This window comes from Pseudomonas sp. S36 (assembly GCF_016647875.1).
In the GTDB taxonomy this organism is placed as follows: domain Bacteria; phylum Pseudomonadota; class Gammaproteobacteria; order Pseudomonadales; family Pseudomonadaceae; genus Aquipseudomonas; species Aquipseudomonas parafulva.
On record NZ_JACVVG010000015.1, the window covers coordinates 44070 to 66818 of the forward strand.

Here is a 22749-nt window from a genome sequence, read left to right on the forward strand (position 1 = left end):
AGCCGGCGGTTGCCAGGGTAAAGCCAATGAAACTCCCAACCCTCACCGCGACTCTGCTGTGCCTGCCGGTGCCACTACTGGCGGCTGAGCGTGATGACGCCCTCAAGCTGCCCGATGTGCTGATCAGCGCCAGCCGCCAGGTGGAATCGCGCACGGCCACCAGCGCGGCCAATACCGTGTTCACCCGCACCGACATCGACCGCCTGCAACCCACCAGCGTCACCGACCTGCTCACCCGCGTACCTGGCGTGCAAGTGGCACCCACCGGTGGTCGTGGCAGCCTGCCTGGTATTTTTTTCCGCGGCACCAAGACAGCACAAAGCCTGGTGCTGGTCGATGGCGTGCGTATCGCCAACGCTACCTCCGGTGACAGCGGCCTGCAGTTTCTGAATGTGGATCAGATCGAGCGGGTCGAGGTACTGCGCGGTTCTCGTTCGGCGATTTACGGCAGCGATGCCATTGGCGGGGTTATCCAGATCTTCACCCGGCGCAGCAGCGGTGCCGGTTTGCAACCACGCCTGCGCCTGGCAGCCGGCAGCCACCAGACGTTCCAGCGCAGCCTCGGCCTGGCTGGTGGCGACGGAGCCACACGCTTCAACCTTGGCGCCAGCCTGGATGAAACCGCCGGTATCGATGCGACCGGCCCATCGTTTGCCAGCGACAGCGACCACGATGCCTACCGCAACAAAGCGCTCAACTTCAGCCTGAGCCACACCTTTGGCGAACGCTTCGAGGCCGGCTTGAACCTGCTGAACAGCCGGGGCCGCAGCGAATACGACAACCCCTATGGCCGCTTCGACATGGACACCTTCGAGGTCAGCGGCCAGCAACCCTACACCGACTTCAGCGTGAGCAGCCTGGGTAGCTATGTGGACGCCGAGTTCAGCAACGCCTGGCATTCCAGGCTGGAGCTGGCCCACAGCGAAAACCGCGACGACAAGCGCGACAAGCTCAGCAGCGAACGCGCCGTGTTCAACACCTACCGGGACCAGCTCACCTGGCAGAATGACCTGGTGCTGGACGAGCGCAACAGCCTGCTGGCCGGTGCAGACTGGTACGAAGACCGGGTACATGCCAGCACCGACTTCACCCAGGACAGCCGCTGGAACCGCGCCGTGTTCATCCAGCACAGGTATGCGGCAGAAGGTTTTGCCACGGAGCTGGGCGTCCGCCACGACCGCAACCAGCAGTTTGGCGGGCAGACCACCTGGAGCGGCAGCCTGACCCTGCCGCTTGATCAGCGCAACGATGTGCTGCTGTCGTACAGCGAGGGCTTCCGCGCCCCAACCTTCAACGACCTGTACTACCCGCAGTACAGCAACCCTGGCCTGAAGCCTGAGCACTCACGCAGCTACGAGCTGCAGTGGCGCAGCCAGCTGACGACCGACAGCCGGCTGGAAACCTCGCTGTACCGCACCGACCTGCGCGATGCGATCGTGTTCGGTGAGGGCTCGATACCGCGCAACGTCGCCTCGGCACGCATCAATGGCCTGGAAATGGCCCTGGCCCAGCAGTGGGGCGCCTGGCATAGCCAGCTGGGTTTGGCGCTGATCGACCCACGTGACCGCGACAGTGGCCACACCCTCGCCCGCCGCGCTCGCCGTACCTTGAGCCTGGATGTGGACAGGGAACTGGGGCGTTTCAACGTTGGCGCGAGCTGGCAGGCCGTGAGCAGCAGTTATGACGACGAGGGCAACCGTAACCGCATCGGCGGTTATGGGCTGCTGGGGGTACGCGGCAGCTGGGCGGCCACGGATGCGCTGAAGCTGGAGGCCAAGGTGGACAACCTGCTGAGCCGCTGGTACGGCCGCGCACGCTACAGTTATGAAGGTACCAACCCGTCTTACCGCGAGGAAGGCCGCACGCTGCTGTTCAGCGTTACCTGGACGCCGGCGCTTTAGCCGCCAGCAGCGCACACAGGCGGGCTGTGGCCTCTATCATTTGCCCGCTGGGCCGCTCCAGCCCTTTGTCGGGCACGACCAGCAGGCGCTGATCGGCTACCGCACGCAGCTGCGGCCAGCGCTTCCAGCCGGCCAACTGGGCCTGGTCCCCGGCCACAATCACCTGGGGGTTGCGCGCCAGCACCGCCTCAACGCTGACCTGCGGTGCCGGCAAGCTCAGGTCGGCGAACACATTGCGTGCCCCACACACGGCCAGGGCGTCGCTGACCACTTGGCGGCCACCGAGGGTATACAGCGGTTGGTCCCATACCTGGTAGAACACCTGCAACGGCTCACGCCGCTGGTATTGCTGACGCAGTTGCTGCAGCCGTTGACGCAGTGCCTGTGCGTACCGGCGGCCCTCCTCGCCACGCCCCACCTGTTGGCCGATGGCCTCGATCTGCCCGATCAGTTGGTCGACAGTGCGAGGTTCGGCACTGAAGGTTTCAATGCCCAGGCGCTTTAGCTGATCGCGCTGGGCGGGGCCAATACTGCCCGGCCACAGCAGCAGCAAGTCTGGCTGCAAGCCGACCAGGCGCTCTATGTTCAACTGGCCCTGGCGCCCAACCGAGGGCAGCGCCGCCAGCGCGCCAGGCCGCTCGCCACCGTCGAGCACACCCACCAACAGGTCATCAGCGTGCAGTTCGAGCATGATTTCGGTCATGGAGGGCGCCAGGCTGACGACCCGCAGCGGCGCCGCCGCCATGGTGGTGGATGCCAGCAGCGCCAGCAACCCGAGCAGCAGGCGCATCAGCCGAGCTGGCGTGGGATGCGATAGAGGTACAACAGCACCAGCGTCGACAACGCCAGCAGCAGGCGCGGTACCGTCTCAAGGCCTACCAGTACCGACAGCGCCCCGACCCAGGCCGGGAAGCACGCGTACAACATGGCCATGCGCCGGGCCCGTGCCAGCTCGATCCAGGCAGCAGGCTCTGCGCGGGTGCCCAATGCCTTGGAAGTGGCGACAAGGGCCAGTTTGTAAGCACCGAAGCGCGGCAGGCTGAGGAACATGGTGGCCGCGCCAGCGATGAACAGCGGCATGGCCAGCACCGGAATCAGCGCATCGCCCCCGCCGAAGGCCCAGGCCATGACAGGCAACGGTACCAGGCCGACCGCCAGGTATTGCCACCAGGCGAGCGCCAGGCGCCGTTTGACCTGGGCGCGGGTCACGCCTGGGGCACCTCGCCCTGGTGTTCATTGCCCAGCATATGGCCCAGCTTGCCGGCCTTGGTCGCCAGGTAGTAGCGGTTGTGCGGGTTGTGGCCGGTGTGCAGCGGCACGCGCTCTGCAACCATGATGTTCATGTCGGTGAGGGCTTTGACCTTGCGCGGGTTGTTGGTCATCAGGCGCAGCGACTTCACCCCGAGGTGCTCGAGCATCGGCAGGCAGATGCCGTAATCGCGCTGGTCGGCGGCAAAGCCCAGGCGCTCGTTGGCTTCGACGGTATCGGCACCGCCGTCCTGCAGTTCATAGGCGCGGATCTTGTTCAGCAGGCCGATGCCACGGCCCTCCTGACGCAGGTACAGCAGCACACCGCGCCCCTCGCGGGCGATGGCCTGCAGGGCAGCTTCAAGCTGCGACCCACAGTCACAACGCTGGCTGAACAGGGCATCCCCGGTCAGGCATTCGGAGTGCAGACGCCCCAACACCGGCTGCCCGTCCGCGATGTCACCCAGGCTGAGCACCACGTGCTCACGGCCCGTGGCTTCATCGAGAAAGCCATGCATGGTGAAGGTCGCAAAGGGGGTCGGAAGTTTAGAGGCGGCAACAAAGACGACGGGCACGTTGTGCTCCTGGCATAAGTAGGTGATTTCTCGTGGGCCGATTGTATCAGCAGGTCGGCGACTGTGCGCTGGCTGAATACGGGCGGTTGATATCGAAAAATTCGATATACCGCTGCCCGCAGGCGATCACTGAGGGGCGCTGCCTGCCCCGAACGGGTACGGCTGCTTCCAGTGCTCGAAAATGGCCTTCAGCTCGCCGCTGCGTACCAGTTCGTCCATGCGCTTGTCGAACAGGTCGCGCAAGGCCCTGCCCTGGTCGTGACGGGCAAAGGCCAGGTACAGCGGTAGTTCGGCCACGTGGGTACGGCGAAAATGCTCGGGCTGCGAACTTTGCCCCAACACATAGTCGACTTCGGTAAGCGCGTCTATGTAGAAGTCCACCCGGTCGTGCTCAAGCATCGGCAAGATACCTTCGCGGCGCTGGATTTCACGGAAGTCACGAACCCGCGGCAGGTACTTGCCAAAGTCGTACCCGCGTACCCATGCCAGGCGATAGTCACCGATGTTTGCCAAGGTGGGGGCTGGCTTGCTGGCCAGCCCCAAGGCGTAGATATGGTCCATGTCGTAGTGCCAGCGCGGGTAGAGGTTGTCTTCGCCCTCTTCCTTGTACGACCCCACCCAGGCATCGGCCTCGCCGCGTTTGACCAGGCCGATGGCCCGGCTATAGGGGGCGCTCTGCACCACCACCTTGACGCCAGCCGGCTCGAATACCTTGCGCATCAGGTCCCAGGCGAGCCCGCTGCCATCAGCATTCGTGTAGTCCAGCCATTCTTCGCTGGCCAGGCGCACTTGCTGGGGCAGGCGTTCACCAGCCACCACCCAAGGGCAAATACTCAGCAGCATTGCCAGCAACACAGCCCTCAACGCCATCCCTACGCTCCCTGTGTCAGGCAACCGCCCAAACCAGCACCTGCATGCCCAGCCAGGCGAACACGCCAGCCAGGATATCGTCCAGCATGATGCCCACACCGCCGTGTACGTGGCGATCGATCCAGCGAATGGGCCAGGGCTTGAGGATGTCGAAGAAACGGAACATCAGGAAGCCCGCCAGCAACCATTGCCACCCGTCCGGCACCAGCCAGAGGGTGATCCACATGCCGACGATCTCGTCCCAGACAATGCCTTCGTGATCGTGCACACGCAAGTCGGTGGCCACTTTGCCGCACAGCCAGATGCCGAACAGCATGCTCACCCCCAGCAGCAACCAGTAACCCCAGTCTGGCAGCATCTGCCACAGCGGGATGAACGGTATTGCTACCAGCGAGCCCCAGGTACCCGGGGCCTTGGGCAAAGTGCCCGAACCAAAACCAAAGGCGATGAAGTGCCACGGGTTGCGCCAGACCGAAGGCGGAACGAACTCCGCAGGCACCTGATTGGGGTGGTCGGTCACGGTGTCTCCCTAAAATGTTGGTAGCCCCGCTGCACGGGGGTGATGTCCTGGCCGTCACGGTCGAGCAAGGTAACGCCCTGCCCTTCCAGTACGTGGCCAATCACATGCACATCAATGAAGCCCAGGCTGGCCAGCGGCGCCAGTGCCTCGGGCGGCAGTGTGAAGGCCAGCACGTAGTCGTCACCCCCGGTGAGCGCCGCCTGCAACGCAGCGTCATGCCCGAGAAATGCCTGCAAAGCAGGAGACACTGGCACCTGGGCCAGGTTCACCTGCAGCGCCACGCCCGAGGCCTTGGCGATGTGCCCGCAATCGGCGAGCAGCCCGTCGGAGATGTCCAGCGCTGCCGTGGCAGAGCCACGCAGCCATTGCCCCAGGGTGAGCTGTGGCATGGGGGCCCAGTAGTGATTGAGCAGCGGCTCGGCCTGCTCGGCAGGCGCCTGGCGCTGGCCCAGTACCAGCGGCAATGCGCCAGCCGCGTTGCCCAGCGGGCCGCCGACACACAGCAAGTCGCCAGGGCGCGCACCACTGCGGCGCAGTGCCTGCCCGGCGGGCACACGGCCAAAAACGGTGATAGTGATGCTCAACGGGCCACGGGTGGTGTCGCCGCCCACCAGGCTCATGCGGCAGCGGTGGGCCATGCGGCTGAGGCCATTGGCGTAAGCCGCCAGCCAGGCCGGGCCGACCTCGGGCAGTGTCAGCGCCAGGGTGAAGCCGATGGCGGTGGCGCCCATGGCGGCCAGGTCACTGGCTGCCACGGCCAGCGAGCGCTGGCCAAGCAGGCCAGGGTCGCAGGCGTCGGGAAAATGCACGCCGGCCACCAGCGTGTCGGTGGACACGGCCAGTTGCTCGCCGGGTGGCAGGCTGAGCAGGGCGCAGTCGTCGCCGATCCCCAGCACCACACCCTCACCCCCTTGCGCGCAAGCCGCAGAGGCAAAGTAGTGGTTGATCAGCTCGAACTCACCCATGGCAGCCAGCGCCGGGGTCAGCGCTTGTTAGCCTTGACTTCAGCTTCACGCAGCACAGGTGCCAGCTTGTCCAGCACGCCGTTGACGAACTTGTGGCCGTCGGTGGCCCCGAACACTTTCGCCAGTTCCACACCTTCGTTGATCACCACGCGGTACGGTACGTCGACGCGCTTGATCAGCTCCCAGGTGGACAGGCGCAACACGGCCAGTTCAACCGGGTCCAGTTCATCCAGTGCAATGGCCATGCACGGCACCAGCGCGTTGTCGATCTCGTCCTTGCTTGCCGGGACCCCATGCAGGATCTCGCGGAAATAAGCGCCGTCGACATCGGTGAAATCGTTATCGACCCGGAACTGCGCCTCGATCTCGTTCAGCGAATGCTTTGCCATGTGCCACTGGTACAGCGCCTGGGTCGCAAGCTTGCGCGCTTCACGACGCTTGGCGCTCTTCGACGGCTTGCCGGCATCCGCAGGTTTAGGATCGCGCGGGTTGAAACGATCGCTTTCGTCGCTAATCACTTGGCCTCCAACTGCGCCAGCAGGCTGACCATTTCCAGAGCGGACAGGGCGGCTTCGGCACCCTTGTTGCCGGCCTTGGTGCCGGAGCGCTCGATGGCCTGTTCGATGGAATCGACGGTCAGTACGCCGAATGCCACCGGTACGCCGAACTCCATGGACACCTGGGCCAGGCCCTTGGTGCATTCGCCCGCTACGTATTCGAAGTGCGGGGTACCACCACGGATCACTGCACCCAGGGCGATGATCGCGTCATAGGCACCTTGCTGGGCGACCTTCTGTGCCACCAGCGGGATCTCGAAAGCACCCGGGGCACGGATGATGGTGATGTCGCTTTCGCTGACACCGTGGCGTACCAGGGCGTCAACGGCACCGCTCACCAGGCTTTCGACGACGAAGCTGTTGAAGCGGCCAACCACCAAAGCATAGCGACCTTTGGGGGCGATGAAGGTACCTTCGATGGTCTTCAGGTTCATTCCGATATTCTCATCTTCAAACGCGAGGCCGCTTGCTGGCGGCCTCGACAGGGGTATGGACTCGAGCTGCAGGGCGTCAATGCCGCCTCAAGTCACTCGGAGGGCACGTATTCTACAACTTCCAGGTCGAATCCGGATATCGCGTTGAACTTCATCGGCGAACTCATCAGGCGCATCTTGCGCACGCCCAGGTCCCGCAGGATCTGCGAGCCGGCGCCGACGGTGCTGTAGGTGGTGGGCGCCTTGGCCGGGGCATCGCCCGCGCTTTCGCGGATATGCGCCAGCAGCACATCGCCGTCCAGCGGGTGGCCCAGCAGCAACACCACGCCACTGCCGGCCTCGGCCACGGCAGCCATGGCAGCGCGCAGGCTCCAGCGGCCCGGCTGCTTGACCAGCAGCAGGTCGCGCAGCGGGTCCATGTTGTGCACGCGCACCAGGGTCGGCTCTTCGGCGCAGATGCTGCCCAGGGTCAGGGCCATGTGCACGTCGCCTTCCACCGCGTCGCGGTAGGTGACCAAGTTGAATTCACCCAGCTCGCTTTCCACGGGCTGTTCGGAAACCCGCTGCACGGTGCGCTCATGGATCATGCGGTAGTGGATCAGGTCGGCGATGGTACCGATTTTCAGGCCGTGCTCGGCAGCGAACACTTCCAGCTCGGCGCGGCGCGACATGGTGCCGTCGTCGTTCATCACTTCGCAGATCACGCCGCTGGGCTCGAAACCGGCCATGCGCGCCAGGTCGCAAGCCGCTTCGGTGTGGCCGGCGCGGGCCAAGGTGCCGCCCGGCTGGGCCATCAGCGGGAAGATGTGCCCGGGGCTGACGATGTCTTCGGCCTTGGCGTCCTTGGCAGCTGCCGCTTGCACGGTGCGTGCACGGTCGGCCGCGGAGATACCGGTGGTGACACCCTCGGCCGCTTCGATGGACACCGTGAACTTGGTGCCGAAGCCCGAGCCGTTGCGCGGGGCCATCAGGGGCAGCTTCAGGGTTTCGCAGCGCTCGCGGGTCATCGGCATGCAGATCAGGCCGCGGGCGTGCTTGGCCATGAAGTTGATGTGCTCGGGCAGGCAGCATTCGGCTGCCATGATGATGTCGCCTTCGTTCTCGCGGTCTTCGTCGTCCATGAGGATGACCATTTTGCCCTGGCGGATGTCTTCGACCAGTTCTTCGATGCTGTTGAGCGCCACTGGCACCCCCTTCTCAATCAGGATTTCAAGAAGCCGTTGGCGGCCAGGAAGCTTTCGGTTATGCCACTGCCCTTGCTCGGTTCGGCAGCCTTGTCGCCCAGCAGCAGACGCTCCAGGTAACGGGCCAGCAGGTCGACCTCAAGGTTTACCCGACGCCCTGCGCGGTAGTCGGCCATGATGGTTTCGGACAGGGTGTGCGGGACGATGGTCAGCTCGAATTCGGCGCCATCGACCTCGTTGACCGTGAGGCTGGTGCCATCGACGGTGATCGAACCCTTGTGGGCGATGTACTTGGCCAGCTCCCTGGGTGCGCGCACACGGAACTGGATGGCGCGGGCGTTATCGCTGCGCGAGATGATTTCGCCCACCCCGTCGACGTGGCCACTGACCAGGTGCCCACCCATGCGGGTGGTAGGGGTGAGGGCTTTTTCAAGGTTGACCTTGCTGCCACTCTTCAGGTCGATGAAGGCCGTGCGCTTGAGGGTTTCGACGCTGACGTCGGCCCAGAAGCCGTTGCCGGGCAGCTCGACCGCCGTCAGGCACACACCATTGACGGCAATGCTGTCTCCCAGCTTGACGTCTGCCAGGTCGAGCTTGCCGGTTTCGACGTATACACGCACGTCGCCCCCCTTGGGGGTGAGGCTGCGTATGGTGCCGATGGATTCGATGATGCCGGTGAACATGGGTCTTCCTCAAAAACGCTTTGCGCGGGGCAAGCCGGGCATTATACGCCGGGCGGCGGCAGCGGGACGGCTGTGACGCGCCAGTCATCGCCTACTGCACGCATGTCGGTGATTTTCAGCCGCGGCGCCTCGCTCATCCTGCTCAGTGGCCACTCCAGCAGCGGCCTGGCGAGGGAGCCGAGGAAGGTGCCAGCGACGAACAGCTGGTACTCATCGACCAGGCCGTGCCGGGCAAACGCCCCCACCAGCCCAGCGCCGGCTTCCAGCAGGATTTCGTTGACGCCCCGGGCCGCCAGGGCGTGCAGCAGCGCCGGCAGGTCGACCTGGGCATTGTCGCCGGGCAGGCTGAGCAGTTCATGGCCTGCAGCGGCATAGCGCGGGTCATCCGCGACAGCGGTCACCACCAGGGCCGGGCCGGCCTGGAAGAAAGGCGCGTCCAGCGGCAGGCGCAGGCGGCCATCGACCAGCACGCGCAGGGGGCGGCGGCTGAGGGCAAGTTGAGTGGTGTCGGCATCCAGGCCCAGTTCGTCACCGCGCACGGTCATGCGCGCATTGTCGGCCAGCACGCTGGCCGCGCTGGTCAGCACCGCGCTGGAGCGGGCGCGCAGGCGCTGCACGGCCGAGCGGGCAGCCGGGCCGGTGATCCACTGGCTCTCGCCGCTGGCCATGGCGGTGCGACCGTCCAGGCTCATGGCCAGCTTGGCGCGAACGAACGGCATGCCGTGCTCCATGCGCTTGAGAAAGCCCGGGTTGAGCGCCCGCGCTTCGGCTTCAAGCACACCGCTGGCCACTTCAATGCCGGCGTCGGCCAGGCGCTGCAAGCCACGCCCTGCCACTTGCGGGTTCGGGTCCTGCATGGCAGCGACCACCCGCGCCACGCCGGCCTTGACCAGGGCTTCGGCGCACGGCGGGGTACGCCCATGGTGGCTGCAGGGTTCGAGGGTCACGTAGGCACAGGCGCCCCGGGCCTGCTCCCCAGCCTGGCGCAGCGCGTGCACCTCGGCATGGGGCTCGCCGGCGCGCACGTGCCAGCCCTCGCCCACCACCTGGCCATCGCGCACGATGACGCAACCCACGCGGGGGTTGGGGTGGGTGCTGTACAGGCCCTTGCGCGCCAGTTCGAGGGCGCGGGCCATGTAGTGGGCATCAAGGGCGGCAGAGGGGCTTTGCATGTTCACTCTTTGGCTGGCTCGCGGGCCAGGCGGTCGATTTCTTCACGGAACTCGTCCAGGTCCTGGAAGCGGCGGTAAACCGAGGCAAAGCGGATGTAGGCCACTTCATCGAGTTTGCGCAGCTCGCCCATGACCAGTTCGCCCACCACCAGGGATTTCACTTCACGCTCACCGGTGGCGCGCAGCCGGCTCTTGATGTGCGCCAGCGCAGCTTCCAGGCGCTCGACGCTCACCGGGCGCTTTTCCAGGGCCCGCTGCATGCCGGCGCGCAGCTTGTCTTCGTCGAAGGGCTGGCGTGTACCGTCCTGCTTGATCAGCCGGGGCAGCACCAGTTCGGCGGTTTCGAAGGTGGTGAAGCGCTCGCCGCAGGCCACGCACTCGCGGCGGCGGCGCACCTGCTCGCCCTCGGCAACGAGGCGAGAATCGATGACCTTGGTGTCGTTGGCACCGCAAAAGGGACAGTGCATGGTGGCAGGCAACAAAAAAAGGGAGGGCCATGGTAGCGCATTGCACTGGCAAGACAAGCCAAAGGGGTTAACATCCAAGGGAAATCTGCCCGCTAAGGACTCCTCCATGCACCACCGAGCACTCGTTGTGCTGTGCTGCGCCGCCCTGCTCGCCGCGTGTGGCAGCGACAGGCCGAAGACCGACACCGCGCCTGCGCCTGCGCCGGTTGCCAAAGCCGAGCCTGCCGAAGTGCTGGGCCCGCTGCCCGCCTACCAGCGCGAGTTGAGCGGTACCTTGCTGGAGGTGCCGGCCGGGGCCGAGGTTGAACTCGCCCTGCTGGTGATCGACGAGCGCAACCGCCCGCAACGGCTGCTGGCCAGCAGCAACCTGACCGGTACTGGCCAGGCGCTGCCCTACCACTTGCGTTTCAACCCCGAAGCCTTCCCGGCCGGCGCACGTGTAGAGCTGCGCGGCCGCGCCAGCCGCTCCGGCCAGTTGATCCTGCACCTGCCGCCGGTGGCCATCGCCCAGGCGCAAACCCAGGCCACCGGCCCGCTGCGCTTCGAAAAGGCGCCTTGAGTGGCGCCGCTGGCCCTGACGCAGGCGCTTGGCGCGCTGATCGGTGAAGCCCGCCTGGTCGTCAGCGACCTGCCCGGCTGCGACCTGCGGCTATGGCTGATCGACGAGCAGAACATGGACCGGGCCTTCAGCAGTGATGAAACCCGGCGCATCCTGGAAGAGCCGCCGTACTGGAGCTTCTGCTGGGCCAGCGGCCTGGCCATGGCGCACTTTCTGGCAGAGCACCCGCAATGGGTAGCGGGCAAGCGGGTGCTGGATTTTGGCGCAGGCTCCGGCATCGCCGGTATTGCGGCCGCGCGGGCGGGGGCCTTGGAGGTTGTGGCCTGCGACCTCGACCCGCTGGCCTTGCAGGCATGCCAGGCGAATGCGGCGCTCAATGGCGTGACGCTGGGTTACAGCAGCGATTTTTTTGCCGAAGACGACCGCTTCGACCTCATTCTGGTAGCCGACGTGCTGTACGACCGCGCCAACCTACCGCTGCTGGATGCCTTCCTCGGCCGCGGCCGCCAGGCGCTGGTGGCAGACTCCAGGGTGCGCGACTTCAGCCACCCGCTGTACCGGCAACTGGGGGTACTGGACGCCCTGACTCTGCCAGACCTGGCCGAACCGCACGAATTCCGCCGGGTCAGCCTGTACCACGCCAGCCGCGACCCCTTATAGTGGTGCCATACACCCGTTTGTGAGAGTCGCGATGACCCAAGACACGCCCTACATTTTCGACGTCACCGATGCCAACTTCCAGCAGCTGGTGATCGAGAACTCCTTCCATAAGCCCGTGCTGGTGGATTTCTGGGCCGAGTGGTGCGCGCCCTGCAAGGCGCTGATGCCGCTGCTGGCAAAAATCGCCGAGGGCTACCAGGGCGAGCTGTTGCTGGCCAAGGTCAACTGCGACGTTGAACAGCAGGTCGTGGCCCAGTTCGGTATCCGCAGCCTGCCCACGGTGGTGCTGTTCAAGGACGGCCAGCCGGTGGACGGTTTCGCCGGTGCCCAGCCTGAATCGGCAATCCGCGCCCTGCTTGAACCCCACGTGCAAATGCCAGCCCCGGCCGCGGCGTCGCCGCTGGAACAAGCCAAGGCGCTGTTTGCCGAAAGCCGCTTCGCCGAAGCCGAGGCGCTGTTGCAGGCACTGCTGGCTGAGGACAACAGCAACGCTGAAGCGCTGATCTTCTACGCCCGTTGCCTGGCCGAGCGCGGTGAGCTGGGTGAAGCCCAGGTGGTGCTGGATGCGGTCAAAAGTGACGAACACAAGGCTGCACTGGCCGGTGCCAAGGCGCAACTGACCTTCCTGCGCCAGGCCGAGAGCCTGCCGGAAGTGGCTGACCTGAAAAGCCGGCTGGCGCAGAACGCCGAAGACGATGAGGCAGCCTACCAGCTGAGTATTCAGCAGCTGGCGCGCCAGCAGTACGAGGCTGCACTGGAAGGCCTGTTGAAGCTGTTCCAGCGTAACCGCGCTTACGAAAACGGCCTGCCACAAAAAGCCCTGCTGCAGGTGTTCGAGCTGCTGGGCAGTGATCACCCGCTGGTGGGGGTTTACCGGCGCAAGCTGTCGGCGGCCATGTTCTAGCCTTTCCGGGGCCGCCAGCCGGCCCCTGTCTTCGAGGCCTCTCAGCCTACCCAGTGATACACCGGCGCATCCTCGCCACTTGCCACCTTCACCTCGCTGCAGTGCCGCAAGCGCACCAACAGGCGCTTGCCTGCGGCAGTGCTCCCGGCCAGGCCCTCCAGGCGGTCGAGCAACTCCGGCCCGCTCATTTGCCCCGCCACGCGCAACACGTCGCGTGCCGCAGCCCACTGGCCGTCGTCCTGGCGGGGCGCCGCTGCGGCTGGGGGCTGGACAGGCTGCGAGGCAACCGGCAGCTCAGCCTGCCGGCCGAGCTGGGCCCACTCTTCAGGGGCCAGCTCGATTGTCAGGTCCACAGGCCATTGGCCAATCTGTCCACGTATTCTCACGGTGCATTCCTTGAAGCGGGTTGATGCGTTGCATGCTACCGCAACATGAAACCTGCGCCACACAGGCTGGCAGCCGCCGGAGAATTCGTTATAACATAACCGCAATATCCATAACCTGTTCTGGAGCATTCCATGCGTCGTCTGCTGCTCGCCCTGCCCTTCGCCTTGCTGCCACTGGCCGTGGCCCACGCCCATGATGACGATGACCATGATCACGACCATGCCCATGGCACACTCGGCGCCCATGAACACGGGGTGGCCAAGCTCAACGCCGTACTCGATGGCAACAGCCTGGAGCTGGAACTGGACAGCCCGGCGATGAACCTGGTGGGCTTCGAGCACGCCGCCAGCACCGATGCCGACAAGGCCAAGGTAGCGGCGGTGCGCAAACAGCTCGAACAACCCCTCACGCTGTTCGGCCTTGCTGCCGCCGCCGGCTGCAAGGAAGACCAGCAAGCGCTGGAAAGCCCCTTGTTCGGCGATGCCGCCAAGGCTGACAACGACGGTGACGCCCATGAACATAGCCACCAGCACAGTGATATCGGCGCCCACTACCAGCTCACCTGCAGCAACCCGGGCAAGCTCGCCCAGGTAGACCTGGCACCGCTGTTCAAGGCGTTCCCGGCCACCCAGAAAATCAACGTGCAACTGATCGGCCCCAACGGCCAGAAAGGGCTGGAAACCACACCGGCCAAGGCCGTGGTTACGTTCTGAATGGGCCAGCCGCTGATCGAACTGCAAGACCTGGTGTTCGCCTGGCCTGGCCAGGCGCCGCTGCTGGATGTGCCGGCATTCCAGCTGGATGCCGGTGAGGCCGTGTTTCTAAAAGGCCCCAGCGGCAGTGGCAAAACCACGTTGCTGGGGTTGCTTGGCGGCGTGACCGTGCCCGAGCGGGGCCACATTCGGTTGCTGGGCCAGGACCTGGCCGGCCTGGGGCAAGGCGCCCGGGATCGCTTCCGGGTGGACCACACCGGCTATATCTTCCAGCAGTTCAACCTGCTGCCGTTTCTGTCGGTACGGGAAAACGTCGAACTGCCGTGCCGCTTCTCGGCCAGCCGCAAGACGCGGGCCGAGCAGCGCCACGGCAGTGTCGCCCAAGCGGCGCAAACCTTGCTGGCCCACCTGGGCCTGGATGACAGTGCATTGCAGGCCCGGCGCGCAGACAGCCTTTCGATTGGCCAGCAGCAGCGGGTTGCCGCTGCGCGTGCGCTGATCGGCCAGCCCGAACTGGTGATCGCCGACGAGCCGACATCGGCCCTGGATGCCGATACCCGCGAGGCGTTCATCAGCCTGCTGTTCGCCGAGTGCCGCGCGGCGGGTGCCAGCCTGCTGTTCGTGAGCCACGACCAGAGCCTGGCGCCCCTGTTCGACCGCCACCTTTCCTTGGCCGAACTCAACCGCGCCGCCAAGCCCCGGGAGGTCTGATGTACCTGTTTCGCCTTGCTCTGGCCAGCCTGGCCAACCGGCGCTTTACCGCCTTTCTCACCGCGTTTGCCATTGCCCTGTCGGTCTGCCTGCTGTTGGCCGTGGAACGCGTGCGCACCGAAGCCCGCGCCAGCTTCGCCAGTACCATCAGCGGCACCGACCTGATCGTCGGCGCACGTTCCGGCTCGGTCAACCTGCTGCTGTATTCCGTGTTTCGCATCGGCAACGCCACCAACAACATTCGGTGGGACAGCTACGAACACTACGCCAAGGACCCGCGGGTGAAATGGGCCATCCCCATCTCGCTGGGCGACTCGCACCGCGGTTATCGGGTGATGGGGACCACCGGCGAGTACTTCGAGCGTTACCAGTATGGCCGGCGTCAGCACCTGGAACTGAGCCAGGGCCGCGCCTTTGCCACGGACCCGTTCGAGGTGGTGCTTGGGGCAGAAGTGGCCGAAGCCCTGCACTACACGTTGGGCGACAAGCTGGTGCTGGCCCACGGGGTGGCAGCCATCAGCCTGGTGAAACACGACGACAAGCCGTTTACCGTGGTCGGTGTGCTCAAACGCACTGGCACCCCGGTAGACCGCACCCTGCATATCAGCCTGGGCGGCATGGAAGCCATCCACATTGACTGGCACAACGGGGTGCCAGCCCGGGGGGCGGGGCGCATCAGTGCTGAGCAGGCGCGCAGCATGGACCTGCAGCCAACCGCCATTACCGCCTTCATGCTGGGGCTCAACAGCAAGATCGCCACCTTCAGCCTGCAACGGGAAATCAACGAGTACCGAAGCGAGCCGCTGCTGGCGATCTTGCCTGGGGTGGCCCTGCAGGAACTGTGGAGCCTGATGGGCACCGCTGAGCAGGCCCTGTTCGTGGTGTCGCTGTTCGTGGTGCTGACCGGTTTGATCGGCATGCTTACGGCGATTCTGACCAGCCTCAATGAGCGGCGGCGGGAGATGGCGATCTTGCGTTCGGTGGGCGCCAGCCCGTGGCATATTGCAGGGCTGCTGGTGCTGGAGGCGCTGGCGCTGGCAGGTGTCGGCATCGTCGCCGGGCTGGGCTTGCTGTATGCGGGCATAGCGCTGGCGCAAGGGTATGTGCAGGCCAACTACGGCTTGTTCCTGCCGTTGGCGCTGCCGAGCGCCCACGAGTGGACGTTGCTGGCTATCATTCTTGGCGCGGCGTTGCTGATGGGTAGCGTGCCAGCATGGCGAGCGTATCGGCAGTCGTTGGCCGATGGTTTGTCGATCCACCTTTGAGTGCGTGTTCAATGATCAGACAGCTACTTGACAGCAGTGTGGGCTTGCCCGCGAAAAGGCCGGCACTGCGCTGGTTACTGGCCCTGCTGATGCTCGCCGCGGTGCCAGCTTGGGCCGCCGAGCCCAAGGAGCTCGACTGGCCTGCCCTGATCCCCGAGGGCGCCCCGGTCATCCCACCGCAGCTCACCCCGCTGCACGACATGTCGCAACTCAGCAACGCGCTTTCTGCCGAGTCTGCCCCCGCTGCCCGCCAACAAGCGCCGGATGCCCCTGTGGTGCAGAGCCTGGACGGGCAGCAGGTCAAATTGCCGGGGTACATCGTGCCGCTGGAAGTGAGCGAGGAAGGCCGCACCACCGAGTTTCTGCTGGTTCCGTATTACGGCGCGTGCATCCATGTGCCGCCGCCGCCTTCGAACCAGATCGTGCATATCTTCAGCGAGATGGGCGTGCGGGTGGAGGACCTTTATCAGCCCTACTGGATCGAGGGCCGAATGCAGGTGAAAGCCACCAGCAGTGAACTTGCCGATGCCGGTTACCAGATGGAAGCCGAAAAAATTTACGCCTATGACCTCAAGTAAACGCTGTTTGCAGGGGGTGAAGACGCTTCGTTGAGCTGGGTCAAACTTTCTGTTTAGTTGCATCCGTACCATTGGACTACATGATTATTAACGTCCTCTGGGAGCTTCCATGAACAAGTCCTTGCTCGGTGCCTCACTCGTGGCCCTGGCACTCGCCGCCCCTGCCGCCCACGCCTATCAACCGGGTGATTTCATCATCCGTGCCGGTGCCATCACCACCGCACCCAATGAAAGCAGCAGCGACCTGAAGTTTGATGGCAACAAGGTTTCGGGTACCAAGGCGACCCTGGACAGCGACACTCAGCTGGGCCTGGCATTCGCCTACATGCTCACTGACCACGTCGGCCTGGAGTTGCTGGCTGCAACCCCGTTCCAGCATACTGTGGGCGTTAAAGGCCTGGGTGGCGGCCTGGACGGCAAACTGGCAGACATCAAGCAACTGCCACCAACCCTGTCGCTGCAGTACTACCCGATGGACGCCGCGTCGAAGTTCCAGCCCTACGCTGGCGTGGGTATCAACTACACCCTGTTCTTCGACGAAGACCTGAGCAGCAACCGTAAACAACAGGGCTTCAGCAACCTGAAACTGCAAGACTCCATCGGCTTCGCCGGCCAGCTGGGCATGGACTACATGCTCACCGACAACCTGCTGGTCAACGCCGCCGTGTGGTACGTGGACATCGACACCAAGGCGAGCGTCAACGGCCCAAGCGCATTGGGCTACAGCAAGACCAAGGTCAATGTGGACGTGGACCCATGGGTGTACATGGTGGGCCTGGGCTACAAATTCTGATCGAACCCGTTACCGGGGCCGCATCGCGGCCCCGTTTTATTGCAGCCCCTATTTCTACCGAGATGTAGTGGGGTTGCTCAACAGCTGTGCCAACCCTTCGGTCAGTGAAGTGGCCTGGGGGAATTCGAAGCGTGCCAGCAAGCGCTGGTTATCCGCCCGGGAATGGCGAATGTCACCCGCACGCGGCGCGGCATGGTTGATGGCCGGCAGGCTGCCTATCACCTTCTTCAACGCCGCCAGCAGCTGGTTCAGTGAAGTCGCCTGGTTCAGGCCGATGTTCACTGCGCCCTCCCCTACCTGCGCTTGCTCAAGCGCCTGCACCATCACCCGCACCAGGTCGCCGACATAGAGGAAGTCACGGGTCTGCTCGCCATCGCCGAACACCGTGATCGGCAACCCCTGCAACGCACGTTCGCTGAAAATGCTGATAACGCCGGAATAGGGCGAGGACGGGTCTTGCCGCGGGCCGAAAATATTGAAGAAACGGAACACCACCGGCTCCAGGCCGTGCTGGCGACGGTAAAAGTCCAGGTACTGCTCGCTGGCCAGCTTGTCGACCGCATAGGGGGTCAGCGGTGCCTTCGGGGTATCCTCGGCAATTGCCTGGCCTTCGCCGTTGTTGCCATATACCGCAGCACTGGAGGCGAACAGCACGCGGCGCACACCGTGCACGCGCATGGCCTCGCACACATTGAGGGTGCCGATGAAGTTGCTTTGGTGCGTGCGCACCGGGTCGTCCACCGAGGCCTGGACCGAGGCCACAGCAGCCAAGTGCACAACCGCCTGGCAACCTTCAACCGCCCGCTGAACAAGTGCGGCATCAGCAATATCACCCTCGATCAGTTCGAGCCGGGGGTGCTGCAGTTGCAAGTTGTTGCGCTTGCCCGTGGACAGGTCATCGACAATGCGTACCGCATGGCCTTTATCCAGCAATGCATCGCACAGGTGCGAGCCGATGAAGCCGGCACCGCCGGTGATCAGGATTGGGGAATCAGACATGACGGTAGAACCGGTCCAGTAGGGCCGGCAAGCCGGCACGCCAGGCCCGCGGCTTGATGCCGAAGGTGTGAAGGATTTTCTTGCAGGCCAGCACTGCGTTCTGCGGTTCCTCGCTGGCATCCGGGCGTGCAGCATGGGCCTGGGCGGTAGGCGCCTGCACGGCCAGCTGGCGGTGTTTACCCGCCTCGGCAAGGATGGCCTGGCCCAGCGCCAGCGGCGTGGTCGCCTCGTTGCCGGCGTAGTGATAGGTGCCCCACAGGGGTGAACTGCAGTCCAGCTGCTTGAGCACAGACAGTATGACCCTGGCCGCATCGTCTACTGGCGTTGGGTTGCCGCGCCGGTCATCAGCCAACAGCAGCTCGTGCGGCTGCTCCGCACGGGTCAGGAAACGCCCCAGGGAGCCCTCGAGGGTTTCATCGAGCAGCCAGCCGAAGCGCAGCAATACGTGCTGGGGGCATGCCGCCCGCACGCTTTGCTCGATGCGCCAGAGTGCCTGGCCACGCAGGCCCAGTGGCAGCGGTTCGTCCTTTTCGCTATAGGCGGTAGCCCTTGAGCCATCAAAAACCCGGTAGCTCGAAGGCTGCACCAGGGTGATCTGGTGGTGCTGGCACAATTCGGCCAGCCGCTCCACGGCACGTTCCTGTTGAGCCAGGCGCGGTTCGCTGACCGATTCGGCCTGGAACCAGTCGAAGTAATAGGCCAGGTTGATCACCGCGTCGGGGCGATGATCGTCAAGCAGCTGAGTGAGGCTGGCCGGCGCCCAGCCATCCTCGGGGGGGCGTGGGGCCAGGAAAGCGATGTCCTCCTCGGCCCCAAGACGAATCAGCGCTTGCCCAAGGGCATTGCCACCACCCAACAGCATCAGGCGCATACGCATAGAGTCAGCAGATCCGGAGAGGTTAGTAAAGGAAAGCGGCCATTTTGCGGTTTCCGGGCGGGGAAGTCCAACCACAGGCTCTGTCAAGCGTTAGGCCGCTGTACTTACCTCTACCGAACGCGCTGTACAGATGGCCGTTTACTCGATTTCAAACAGACTGTTACGCAGAGGGCCGACACTCAGCCGCTCCCGTACATCGTCATCTATACGCGGGTCGTCTGGGCGGTACAGTTTGACCTGGCGATAGGCGTTGATGCGGTTGATCTCCTGCCCCAGGTACTCCCACACCACCCGCGTACACGCAGGGTTGCGGCGGTCTCCGCTGGACACGCCCGACTTCAGCCCATTGAGGCGCGTGATGCGGCTCTTGAAACTGGGAATCAGGATGGTCTGACTCATCTCGTTGTAGGTCAGCGACTCGTAGTCGATGAGAAACACCCGGTCCTGCAACTGGAACGCGGCGCCCAGGTAGCGGCAGCGCACTTCGGCGTGCTGGTCGGTGGCGGTGGAGCGCTCCTGACGTTCCTGGCGTTCGAACAGAAAGCGCCCGCGCTCCTCCCACAGGTGCACCAACGACACCAGGATGGTGCCCGGCACCGACATGCAGTTGGAATACTCGAAGTAGTAACCGCAATAGCGCGACAGGTTGCCAGCGTGTTCATGCAGCGGCCGGAACAACTCGCTGATCGGGTCGTCAGGTTGCTCGACGAGGGTTGAGACGCGCGCACCGATCAGGCGCGAGAACTGCTCGGCAGGCAGGTTGAGCTCGTAATCCTCGACCCCGAAGAAGTCACCGATGCGTTTGAGGTTGTAAGCCGTCGGACGGCTCTGCCCGCTCAGATATTTGTTGAACTGGGCCCGGTTGATCGACAGCTGCCGGCAAACTTCGGAAATAGAGCGGTAGTGGCTGCAAGCCAGCTTCAGATTGGTAGCGAAATGATCGCTCATGTGCAAAACCCGGATGACGCGAATGGCGCAATTGTAGCATCAAGTCGCATCAAGTGTGAGCAACCCGCGAAATTGTAACCACTCTTGTCATGGCCAACCATGCGCCCCAACGAATAGCGGTGCGCCTGCCGTCCGCTGGTCTTTCCACACGAAGAATAAGAATCGAGGTCATTTTCCAATGCTCGAAGTAATCAACGATTTCCTCTCGGGGAAACTTCTCATCGTGCTGATCGTGGGGCTGGGTAGCTACTTCACCATCCGTTCCCGATTCGTCCAGTTCCGCCACTTTGCACACATGTTCGGTGTGTTCAAGGAATCGCTGCGTGGCCAGGCAGGCCAACTGAGCTCCTTCCAGGCCCTGATGCTGAGCCTCGCCGGCCGCGTTGGCGCCGGTAACATCGCAGGTGTTGGTATCGCTGTAACCCTGGGCGGCCCTGGTGCCGTGTTCTGGATGTGGGTGACCGCTCTGGTGGGCATGTCCAGCAGCTTCTTCGAATGTACCCTGGCCCAGGTGTACAAGCGCGCCGATGGCGATGGCCTGTACCGCGGTGGCCCGGCCTACTACATCCAGCATGGCCTGAAATACAAGGGCATGGCGATCGTGTTCTCGATCCTGCTGCTGGTCACCTACGGCTTCGCCTTCATCGGGCTGCAGTCGTACACCGTGACCCACTCGCTGCAGAACGCCTTCAACTTCGATCCGCGCCACACCGGTATCGTGCTGGCGGTACTGCTGGCCATCACCTTCATCGGTGGCATCAAGCGCATCGCGGCGGTGTCCGACCTGCTGGTACCGATCAAGACCCTGGCCTACATCGGCGTGACCCTGTACGTGATCGGCACCCAGATCGAACACGTGCCCGCCATGCTCGAAACCATCTTCAAGAGCGCCTTCGGCCTCGATCCTGCCTTTGGCGGCCTGCTGGGCAGTGCCATCGTCATGGGCGTGAAGCGCGGCGTGTTCGCCAACGAGGCGGGCCTGGGCAGTGCGCCTAACGTGGCCGCGGTGGCTGCCGTCAAGCACCCAGGTGCGCAAGGCGTGGTGCAGGCGTTCAGCGTGTTCCTCGATACCTTCGTGATCTGCACCTGCACCGCCCTGCTGATTCTGCTGTCGGGTTTCTACACCCCGGGCTTCGAAGGTGACGGTATCGTGCTGACCCAGAACTCGCTGGCCGCCGTGGTCGGTGACTGGGGCCGCATCTTCGTCAGCGTGGCGCTGTCGCTGTTCGTGTTCACCTGCATCCTCTACAACTACTACCTGGGCGAAAACAGCCTGCAGTTCCTGAGCCGCAACCGCGCAGTGCTGATGGTGTTCCGGGTACTGGTACTGGCCCTGGTGGTATGGGGTTCGATGCAGGACCTGTCGACCGTGTTTGCCTTCGCCGACATCACCATGACCTGCCTGGCCTTCGTCAACCTGATGGCCCTGGCCCTGCTGTTCAAGGTCGGCCTGCGCGTAATGCGCGACTACGATACCCAGCGCAAGGCGGGTATCAAGCAGCCAGTGTTCGACTCGGCCAAGTTCGCCGACCTGGACCTGGACCGCAACGCATGGCCTACCAACCCGCAGGTGGACACAGCTTCTGACAAAGCAGTCGGCCAGGCCGAACTGCAGCGCTGATACCCTGCCGTGCCAAGCCGCCCCGTTCGCGGGCGGCTTTTCTTTCTCCGCTCACCGCTACGGATGCTCTCCATGCGTGCAGTCAAGAACCTCCTCGTGCTCTACACCGGTGGCACCATCGGCATGCTTGAAACCCCCGAGGGCCTGGCCCCCGCTGGCGGTTTCGATGCCCGCATGCGTGACCACTTCGCCCTGATGGCCGACGCGCCCAAGGTCCAGTGGACCTTGCAGGAACTGAACCCGCTGCTCGACAGCGCCAACATGCAGCAACACAACTGGCTGGCCATGCGCGATGCCATCGTGCAGGCGGTGGAAGTGGCCGGCCATGATGGTGTGCTGGTGCTGCATGGCACCGATACCCTGGCCTACAGTGCTGCGGCGCTTTCGTTCCTGCTGCTGGGCCTGCCGGTGCCGGTGCTGCTGACCGGCTCGATGCTGCCAGCAGGGGCCCCCGACAGCGATGCCTGGGGTAACCTGTGCGGTGCGTTGCAACAGTTCGAACAGGGCCTTGAAGCCGGCGTACAGCTCTACTTCCATGGCCGCCTGCTGCACGGTTGCCACGCCTCGAAGCTGCGCAGCGAGGCCTTCGATGCGTTCGCGGCGCTGCCCCGTCATCGCCACAGCGAGCGCGCAGCAGAACTGCCCGCTGCATTGACCTACCGCCACCCTCGCCAGCCGGTAAACCTGGCGGTGGTACCGGTGTTCCCAGGCCTGCAGGCCGCTCACGTGCAGGGGCTGCTGGCCAGCGGCGTGCAAGGCGTTCTGCTGGAATGCTACGGCAGCGGCACCGGGCCATCGGATGACCAGGCGCTGCTGGACACCCTGCGTGACGCGCGCCAGCGCGGCGTGCTGCTGGCAGCCATCAGCCAGTGCCCGGAAGGCGATGTGGTGTTCGACACCTACGCCGCAGGTAATCGCCTGCGTGGTGCGGGGTTGGTGAGTGGCGGCGGCATGACCCGCGAAGCTGCGCTGGCCAAGATGTTCGCCCTGCTGGGCGCTGGCCTGAACGTCGACGAGGCCGAGCAGTGGTTTGCCCTGGAGTTGTGCGGGGAGCGGTAAAAGTGGCGGAAGGCAGCGGGAGTCGAACCTGCCCGGGAACGGATGCCGTCCCCAACCGGGTTTGAAGCCCGGCCGCGCCACCGGGCGCGATTGCCTTCC

General features: G+C 64.4%; 27 protein-coding genes and 1 tRNA gene. 11 read left to right on the forward strand and 17 right to left on the reverse strand.

Annotation, left to right across the window (positions count from 1 at the left end; genetic code table 11):
• The first annotated feature begins 26 nt into the window (after window positions 1–26).
• Window positions 27–1901 (forward strand): TonB-dependent receptor domain-containing protein, encoded by a 1875-nt coding sequence (locus tag IAE36_RS10925; protein ID WP_201212381.1) that lies wholly within the window; start codon window positions 27–29, stop codon window positions 1899–1901.
• Here the strand turns inward: IAE36_RS10925 and IAE36_RS10930 are convergent.
• The 12 genes from IAE36_RS10930 to nrdR form a co-directional block, all read right to left on the reverse strand.
• On the reverse strand, window positions 1879–2691 hold the full coding sequence (locus IAE36_RS10930; protein ID WP_201212382.1) for a cobalamin-binding protein: 813 nt from the start codon (window positions 2689–2691) through the stop codon (window positions 1879–1881). The genes IAE36_RS10925 and IAE36_RS10930 overlap by 23 nt on opposite strands.
• Window positions 2691–3110, reverse strand: coding sequence for an MFS transporter (locus IAE36_RS10935; RefSeq protein WP_201212384.1), 420 nt, complete (start codon window positions 3108–3110; stop codon window positions 2691–2693). The genes IAE36_RS10930 and IAE36_RS10935 overlap by 1 nt, the downstream gene beginning before the upstream one ends.
• On the reverse strand, window positions 3107–3724 hold the full coding sequence (gene ribA / locus IAE36_RS10940; RefSeq protein WP_028633043.1) for a GTP cyclohydrolase II: 618 nt from the start codon (window positions 3722–3724) through the stop codon (window positions 3107–3109). The genes IAE36_RS10935 and ribA overlap by 4 nt, the downstream gene beginning before the upstream one ends.
• Window positions 3725–3850: 126 nt before the next feature.
• Window positions 3851–4594: a substrate-binding periplasmic protein gene (locus IAE36_RS10945; RefSeq protein ID WP_201212386.1), complete on the reverse strand. Its 744-nt coding sequence runs from the start codon at window positions 4592–4594 to the stop codon at window positions 3851–3853.
• Between the two features lie 16 nt (window positions 4595–4610).
• Window positions 4611–5114 carry a phosphatidylglycerophosphatase A family protein gene (locus tag IAE36_RS10950; RefSeq protein WP_028633045.1) on the reverse strand — a complete coding sequence of 168 codons (504 nt, stop codon included), beginning with the start codon at window positions 5112–5114 and terminating at the stop codon, window positions 4611–4613.
• Window positions 5111–6079 (reverse strand): thiamine-phosphate kinase, encoded by a 969-nt coding sequence (gene thiL / locus IAE36_RS10955; RefSeq protein WP_201212388.1) that lies wholly within the window; start codon window positions 6077–6079, stop codon window positions 5111–5113. The genes IAE36_RS10950 and thiL overlap by 4 nt, the downstream gene beginning before the upstream one ends.
• A gap of 17 nt (window positions 6080–6096) precedes the next feature.
• The gene (gene nusB / locus IAE36_RS10960) at window positions 6097–6597 is read right to left on the reverse strand and encodes a transcription antitermination factor NusB (protein ID WP_201162814.1); all 501 of its coding nucleotides are present in this window, start codon (window positions 6595–6597) and stop codon (window positions 6097–6099) included.
• Window positions 6594–7070 carry a 6,7-dimethyl-8-ribityllumazine synthase gene (gene ribH / locus IAE36_RS10965; RefSeq protein ID WP_028633048.1) on the reverse strand — a complete coding sequence of 159 codons (477 nt, stop codon included), beginning with the start codon at window positions 7068–7070 and terminating at the stop codon, window positions 6594–6596. The genes nusB and ribH overlap by 4 nt, the downstream gene beginning before the upstream one ends.
• A 92-nt stretch (window positions 7071–7162) precedes the next feature.
• Window positions 7163–8254 (reverse strand): bifunctional 3,4-dihydroxy-2-butanone-4-phosphate synthase/GTP cyclohydrolase II, encoded by a 1092-nt coding sequence (ribBA, locus tag IAE36_RS10970; RefSeq protein ID WP_201162812.1) that lies wholly within the window; start codon window positions 8252–8254, stop codon window positions 7163–7165.
• Window positions 8255–8271: 17 nt separating this feature from the next.
• Window positions 8272–8937 carry a riboflavin synthase gene (locus tag IAE36_RS10975; protein ID WP_201212390.1) on the reverse strand — a complete coding sequence of 222 codons (666 nt, stop codon included), beginning with the start codon at window positions 8935–8937 and terminating at the stop codon, window positions 8272–8274.
• A gap of 41 nt (window positions 8938–8978) precedes the next feature.
• Window positions 8979–10109 carry a bifunctional diaminohydroxyphosphoribosylaminopyrimidine deaminase/5-amino-6-(5-phosphoribosylamino)uracil reductase RibD gene (gene ribD, locus IAE36_RS10980; protein ID WP_201212392.1) on the reverse strand — a complete coding sequence of 377 codons (1131 nt, stop codon included), beginning with the start codon at window positions 10107–10109 and terminating at the stop codon, window positions 8979–8981.
• A 2-nt stretch (window positions 10110–10111) separates the two neighbouring features.
• Window positions 10112–10576 carry a transcriptional regulator NrdR gene (gene nrdR / locus IAE36_RS10985; RefSeq protein WP_027915127.1) on the reverse strand — a complete coding sequence of 155 codons (465 nt, stop codon included), beginning with the start codon at window positions 10574–10576 and terminating at the stop codon, window positions 10112–10114.
• A 106-nt stretch (window positions 10577–10682) separates the two neighbouring features.
• Here nrdR and IAE36_RS10990 point away from each other — a divergent pair, with 106 nt between their 5' ends.
• The 3 genes from IAE36_RS10990 to trxA are packed head-to-tail and all read left to right on the forward strand — an operon-like array spanning window position 10683 to window position 12699.
• Complete coding sequence (locus IAE36_RS10990; protein WP_201212394.1) at window positions 10683–11135, forward strand: YbaY family lipoprotein; 453 nt, start codon at window positions 10683–10685, stop codon at window positions 11133–11135.
• Window positions 11136–11795, forward strand: coding sequence for a class I SAM-dependent methyltransferase (locus IAE36_RS10995; RefSeq protein ID WP_028633053.1), 660 nt, complete (start codon window positions 11136–11138; stop codon window positions 11793–11795).
• Between the two features lie 31 nt (window positions 11796–11826).
• A complete protein-coding gene (gene trxA, locus IAE36_RS11000; protein WP_201162808.1) occupies window positions 11827–12699 on the forward strand; it encodes a thioredoxin in 873 nt (290 codons plus the stop codon).
• A 41-nt stretch (window positions 12700–12740) separates the two neighbouring features.
• Here trxA and IAE36_RS11005 read toward each other — a convergent pair whose 3' ends face one another.
• Complete coding sequence (locus IAE36_RS11005) at window positions 12741–13085, reverse strand: hypothetical protein (protein WP_201212396.1); 345 nt, start codon at window positions 13083–13085, stop codon at window positions 12741–12743.
• A gap of 132 nt (window positions 13086–13217) precedes the next feature.
• Between IAE36_RS11005 and IAE36_RS11010 the strand changes: the two genes are divergently transcribed.
• From IAE36_RS11010 to IAE36_RS11030, 5 genes are all read left to right on the forward strand, one after another.
• Entirely contained in the window at window positions 13218–13799 is a 582-nt protein-coding gene (locus IAE36_RS11010) for a DUF2796 domain-containing protein (RefSeq protein ID WP_201162806.1), read from the forward strand.
• The gene (locus IAE36_RS11015) at window positions 13800–14510 is read left to right on the forward strand and encodes an ABC transporter ATP-binding protein (protein ID WP_201212398.1); all 711 of its coding nucleotides are present in this window, start codon (window positions 13800–13802) and stop codon (window positions 14508–14510) included. It abuts the gene before it with no gap.
• A complete protein-coding gene (locus tag IAE36_RS11020) occupies window positions 14510–15775 on the forward strand; it encodes an ABC transporter permease (protein ID WP_201212400.1) in 1266 nt (421 codons plus the stop codon). Before IAE36_RS11015 ends, IAE36_RS11020 begins: the two co-directional genes overlap by 1 nt.
• 65 nt (window positions 15776–15840) lie before the next feature.
• A complete protein-coding gene (locus IAE36_RS11025) occupies window positions 15841–16353 on the forward strand; it encodes a DUF3299 domain-containing protein (protein WP_201212421.1) in 513 nt (170 codons plus the stop codon).
• A 109-nt stretch (window positions 16354–16462) separates the two neighbouring features.
• Window positions 16463–17146, forward strand: coding sequence for an OmpW/AlkL family protein (locus IAE36_RS11030; protein WP_028633060.1), 684 nt, complete (start codon window positions 16463–16465; stop codon window positions 17144–17146).
• A gap of 54 nt (window positions 17147–17200) precedes the next feature.
• On the opposite strand, the gene IAE36_RS11035 is transcribed toward IAE36_RS11030, so the two are convergent.
• The 3 genes from IAE36_RS11035 to IAE36_RS11045 all read right to left on the reverse strand — a co-directional run bounded on the left by IAE36_RS11035 (window position 17201) and on the right by IAE36_RS11045 (window position 19970).
• A complete protein-coding gene (locus IAE36_RS11035) occupies window positions 17201–18145 on the reverse strand; it encodes an NAD-dependent epimerase/dehydratase family protein (protein WP_201212402.1) in 945 nt (314 codons plus the stop codon).
• Entirely contained in the window at window positions 18138–19022 is an 885-nt protein-coding gene (locus IAE36_RS11040; RefSeq protein WP_080667833.1) for a sugar nucleotide-binding protein, read from the reverse strand. Before IAE36_RS11040 ends, IAE36_RS11035 begins: the two co-directional genes overlap by 8 nt.
• A 138-nt stretch (window positions 19023–19160) precedes the next feature.
• Window positions 19161–19970, reverse strand: a complete 810-nt coding sequence (locus IAE36_RS11045) for a helix-turn-helix domain-containing protein (protein ID WP_060482346.1) — start codon at window positions 19968–19970, stop codon at window positions 19161–19163.
• A gap of 178 nt (window positions 19971–20148) precedes the next feature.
• On the opposite strand from IAE36_RS11045, the gene IAE36_RS11050 reads away from it, so the two are divergent.
• Together IAE36_RS11050 and IAE36_RS11055 are read left to right on the forward strand one after the other, a co-directional pair.
• A complete protein-coding gene (locus tag IAE36_RS11050) occupies window positions 20149–21591 on the forward strand; it encodes an alanine/glycine:cation symporter family protein (RefSeq protein WP_201212404.1) in 1443 nt (480 codons plus the stop codon).
• A gap of 72 nt (window positions 21592–21663) precedes the next feature.
• The gene (locus tag IAE36_RS11055; protein WP_201212406.1) at window positions 21664–22650 is read left to right on the forward strand and encodes an asparaginase; all 987 of its coding nucleotides are present in this window, start codon (window positions 21664–21666) and stop codon (window positions 22648–22650) included.
• Between the two features lie 3 nt (window positions 22651–22653).
• Here IAE36_RS11055 and IAE36_RS11060 read toward each other — a convergent pair.
• Window positions 22654–22749 (reverse strand) — tRNA-Sec (locus tag IAE36_RS11060).

Coding starts and splice junctions, on each gene's coding strand:
- IAE36_RS10925 (WP_201212381.1), top strand. CDS start 27: ATGAAACTCCCAACCCTCACCGCGACTCTGCTGTGCCTGCCGGTGCCA.
- IAE36_RS10930 (WP_201212382.1), bottom strand. CDS start 2,691: ATGCGCCTGCTGCTCGGGTTGCTGGCGCTGCTGGCATCCACCACCATG.
- IAE36_RS10945 (WP_201212386.1), bottom strand. CDS start 4,594: ATGGCGTTGAGGGCTGTGTTGCTGGCAATGCTGCTGAGTATTTGCCCT.
- thiL (WP_201212388.1), bottom strand. CDS start 6,079: ATGGGTGAGTTCGAGCTGATCAACCACTACTTTGCCTCTGCGGCTTGC.
- ribH (WP_028633048.1), bottom strand. CDS start 7,070: ATGAACCTGAAGACCATCGAAGGTACCTTCATCGCCCCCAAAGGTCGC.
- IAE36_RS10975 (WP_201212390.1), bottom strand. CDS start 8,937: ATGTTCACCGGCATCATCGAATCCATCGGCACCATACGCAGCCTCACC.
- ribD (WP_201212392.1), bottom strand. CDS start 10,109: ATGCAAAGCCCCTCTGCCGCCCTTGATGCCCACTACATGGCCCGCGCC.
- nrdR (WP_027915127.1), bottom strand. CDS start 10,576: ATGCACTGTCCCTTTTGCGGTGCCAACGACACCAAGGTCATCGATTCT.
- IAE36_RS10990 (WP_201212394.1), top strand. CDS start 10,683: ATGCACCACCGAGCACTCGTTGTGCTGTGCTGCGCCGCCCTGCTCGCC.
- trxA (WP_201162808.1), top strand. CDS start 11,827: ATGACCCAAGACACGCCCTACATTTTCGACGTCACCGATGCCAACTTC.
- IAE36_RS11010 (WP_201162806.1), top strand. CDS start 13,218: ATGCGTCGTCTGCTGCTCGCCCTGCCCTTCGCCTTGCTGCCACTGGCC.
- IAE36_RS11015 (WP_201212398.1), top strand. CDS start 13,800: ATGGGCCAGCCGCTGATCGAACTGCAAGACCTGGTGTTCGCCTGGCCT.
- IAE36_RS11020 (WP_201212400.1), top strand. CDS start 14,510: ATGTACCTGTTTCGCCTTGCTCTGGCCAGCCTGGCCAACCGGCGCTTT.
- IAE36_RS11030 (WP_028633060.1), top strand. CDS start 16,463: ATGAACAAGTCCTTGCTCGGTGCCTCACTCGTGGCCCTGGCACTCGCC.
- IAE36_RS11035 (WP_201212402.1), bottom strand. CDS start 18,145: ATGTCTGATTCCCCAATCCTGATCACCGGCGGTGCCGGCTTCATCGGC.
- IAE36_RS11040 (WP_080667833.1), bottom strand. CDS start 19,022: ATGCGTATGCGCCTGATGCTGTTGGGTGGTGGCAATGCCCTTGGGCAA.
- IAE36_RS11045 (WP_060482346.1), bottom strand. CDS start 19,970: ATGAGCGATCATTTCGCTACCAATCTGAAGCTGGCTTGCAGCCACTAC.
- IAE36_RS11050 (WP_201212404.1), top strand. CDS start 20,149: ATGCTCGAAGTAATCAACGATTTCCTCTCGGGGAAACTTCTCATCGTG.
- IAE36_RS11055 (WP_201212406.1), top strand. CDS start 21,664: ATGCGTGCAGTCAAGAACCTCCTCGTGCTCTACACCGGTGGCACCATC.